Origin of the sequence: Bradyrhizobium sp. AS23.2, from assembly GCF_001908185.1 — a bacterium.
GTDB lineage: Bacteria > Pseudomonadota > Alphaproteobacteria > Rhizobiales > Xanthobacteraceae > Bradyrhizobium.
Genome location: NZ_LGHM01000019.1, coordinates 1 through 3,362, shown reverse-complemented (window position 1 = coordinate 3,362; position 3,362 = coordinate 1). Strand labels below are relative to the sequence as shown.

The window sequence follows — 3,362 nt, the reverse complement described above, 5'->3', positions numbered from 1 at the left end:
CCGATCTTGGCCGCAATCGATGTCACTGCCGCCCAGCGCGAGGGATGCTCGCTTGCGTGATCCAGAACCATCCGAACCGCTCGGTCCCGGACCTCGGGTGAAAACTTGTTCGTCGTCTTGCTTGTCATGGCTCCATCCTCTCAGGAGTTGGAGCCTCCGGCAAACCCGGGACGGTTCAATCCTGCCCTGATCGGTCTTCCAGCGCGTCCGCTTACGCGCGATGTCGGGACGGTCTAGTTCGGCCGGCAGGATCGTTTATTTTGAAGCTTAGCCCTTCGGCGTGAAGGAACGTCCACACCGCCCGTACGTCTGTGTTGATCCCGCGCGCAGCCAGTTCCTGCGTGAGCTTCCGCAAAGTGAATGGGCCGGAGCGAATGCGCTTGCGCGGCCAGTCGGCATTGGAGCCGGACAGAACCGGCTTCTTGTGACCGCCGATCTTGCCGGGAGGAACGCTCCCGGTCTCCCGCCGCAGATTCTTCCACTTCGTCACACAGGAAGGACTAATCTGAAGCGCTTCTACCGCGACCTCATTGAAGCCGGATTGAACGAAGGCGCGTGAGAATATGCACGGTGGTGCGGCTATGGGGATAGTTTGAGATCGCGGGTTGCTATCGGCAGACTGCGGAGCTGTCGCGGCGACGTTTTGGTTACACAATGGCGGAAACTTGAGACAGAGAGCATTTTACAGACGGTCGCGATCGATGGCCCGCTGCATCGAATAGTTTCCGGCGGGCTGTTTGGCCGCGCGGATTCGGCAGCGTCTGCGATGATCGAGACGATGGGATCATAATAACGAATGACGATCTTCGCGCACGGCATAAATTGGCTCACGATGTGTCGCACCGGAACGATCGGGTTGGAGCGCCGGAACGACTGGAGCTGTGTCGAAAGCGCACGTTGATGCGCATGACGCCACCACAATCAGGACAGGTGGGAGCCTTGGCCCACGTCAGAGAAGCTCCGCGCCAAGTGAAAGAGCGGCCTCATCAGGCCGCCCGCCGCTGACGCCCGTCTGGTCGGCTCCTCCCACCTCCCGTCAGCGGCGGATCCAACCAACATCATGAACCCGAGGGTGGAGGCGGTTCTTCATGACGTAAAGGCGGCAGTTCCGGATGGCGTTTGACACCGGGTGCAGGAAAGCGCCTGTGAGGGCAAGCCAAATGGCCGAGCTACCGACCAGCACCCCACCGGCGCAACTGGATGCCATTAGACCTGTCAGCCCATCTGTCTTCCATCTATCTGCTGGCGTCAGCTTATGGACAGCTAAGTTGTCTACAGGCGGGATAAGGTCAAATGACCCGAAGACAATGCAACACTTATGATCCAAAGGAGCGCTGTCGCCATGTACGGTCGAATTAACGATTGGTCCGATATTCCGTCGGATGAAACCTACTATCGAGGAGCTAACGCTGAACACGCGGATGCCGAAGGCCAAGGCTTCGCGGATGCGTTCGCTCGGATGCGATTGCAGGATTCGGCTGGCAGCTCATCTTCGCGGCCGCATTATTCCCTCGTTTCAAGACCTCCTGTGGTCGAGATCGACAGAGCTACTTTCAGGAGAGAGGTGAGGAACTTTCATGGCGACGAAATCAACCGAATCGCCAACAATCCACACGAGTACTCTGAGTTTGTATCCGAAAGAGCTAAGCGCACAGCAGGAGTTGCCAAGGAGTACGGCATCAGAAGAGATTCCGAAGAGGCCAGATATTACAGCTACCAATTAGGAAATATGAGCGTCGGCCTCCAAAGAACGGAGGGCGGGTTCAGCATGACTGATTTCGAAAGCGATAGATGGCGAGAACAGTTCCCTGGACGAAGTGAAGTCACCTCAATTGTCGATTTCCAGGTTGCTCATCCCCTTGTCACGAACGCTGGCGATATTCTGCTCGAGCATCAACTTCGGCAAGACGGCGAACGGCCCTTGGTGAACTGGCGTCCTGCTAATGCAGAAGCGAAAGCCCGCGCACAGACAATGGGGTTCGTTGAAGTGGATGAGGACGACATGGTGCTCGATCCCACCCAGTCCGGAAAGTGGGAGATAAACAGCGCCGGTGAATGGCAGCGTGCAACTAGTTCTCGGCGTTATCTCTCCAAAGCGGACAGTGATACTGAAGTTACAGCAGGTTCCGACGAGGACGGTGACTTTATGTAACGCGGATCTGCAAGCATTCATGTTGCGGCAGGCGGTGGAGCAACGTAAGCTGACATCGTCGGCTTATGTAGAGGCTTGGGCCGAGCGAAACCGACCACTTCGACGGGATGAGGTGTCCTGTAACAACGGCACCGCGGCGCTTGTGAGAGTTGCGCGGCAATGAATAGCTCAACAAAAGCCTCGGCTTCGAGCCGGGGCTTTTCTCCGTTTTGATGCCAACCATCTGAGCGCTATAAGTGTCTTCGGCCGCTTCGATCGAAGACGCCAAATCTAAAGAGATGTCGAGAGATCTGTGTAGGGAAGTAGGGCTAAGATCAACATCGTTTGTCGGCAGTGGAGGCGTCTTAAGGTGGAAGGCGACCCCAGATGCCGGCTGGCACCATCGCGGAATTTGTCATTGCGGTCTCGCGGCTGAGGCTTTCGATCCGTTTGGCCAGGTGTGTCTACGGCCTCCCGGCCGAGTCGCTTGAGTAAGGTGTTGAGCAGGCACTTCTCCTCTCCAAATCGACCGAGTGCAATGTTCTCGGTTGCAGTCGGTAAATCGTCCTTGATCTATTCTCAATACGACGGCCTTGGCCGGTGCGACATGCAATGCAAATTGCTCGCGCTCGCGCCCAATGTTTCTTCGGCGTAGCTGTAGAGAAACGCAGCAAGTGCGCTGCCATCGCACCCACCAGGTCGCCGGAAGGCAGACATGAGTGTCAAAGCCAGCACGCCCGAATCCAAGCGCCGGAGATGATCAAGCATTTGCAGACTGGATCGCGACCAGCCCGTTGGCCAGTAGAGGACCACGCAATGAGGGCTAAGCCGTGATCGACCTGCCAAACAGCGCAGTAAATGTGTCGTTAGCGAACAACGGCGCTAACGCGATTGCACCATGGATGGGCCGGCTGAAGTAGCTCTAGGCCTCGCGCTTGCGGTTTGGCCTTCTCTTCAAGTGCGATCGAGAGCTTGAGGTTGTTGCGCAGCATCGAATTATCAGTCGCCGTTGTGAGAGCTTGCCGATATAGCGCTTGCGCTTCATCGTGACGGCCTTCGTTGTCGAGAACAACGCCCTTCGTGTTCAATACGCGTAGGTCTCCCGGGACTGCAATCAAGACGCTGTCAAGCAGCTCAAGCGTAAGCGTCGTTCTCAGGCCACGGCTTTGAGGGCTTGAGCGCGGTAGGCCCAAGGCAATAGCTGGTCGATGTCGCGGTTGGGATGACCGCT

General features: G+C 57.0%; 2 protein-coding genes and 1 pseudogene. 1 reads left to right on the top strand and 2 read right to left on the bottom strand.

Annotated elements, in window-relative coordinates:
- Nucleotides 1-128, bottom strand: a pseudogene (locus AC630_RS43390) (IS3 family transposase); the annotation flags it as partial.
- Between the two features lie 1,214 nt (nucleotides 129-1,342).
- Between AC630_RS43390 and AC630_RS04020 the strand changes: the two are divergent.
- On the top strand, nucleotides 1,343-2,152 hold the full coding sequence (locus tag AC630_RS04020) for an effector protein NopP (protein WP_074117183.1): 810 nt from the start codon (nucleotides 1,343-1,345) through the stop codon (nucleotides 2,150-2,152).
- An 845-nt stretch (nucleotides 2,153-2,997) separates the two neighbouring features.
- Here the strand turns inward: AC630_RS04020 and AC630_RS46155 are convergent.
- Complete coding sequence (locus AC630_RS46155) at nucleotides 2,998-3,219, bottom strand: hypothetical protein (protein WP_208866955.1); 222 nt, start codon at nucleotides 3,217-3,219, stop codon at nucleotides 2,998-3,000.
- Nucleotides 3,220-3,362: the final 143 nt, after the last annotated feature.

Excerpts from the sequence above, each read along its gene's own strand:
- AC630_RS04020 (WP_074117183.1), top strand. The coding sequence starts at position 1,343 with ATGTACGGTCGAATTAACGATTGGTCCGATATTCCGTCGGATGAAACC.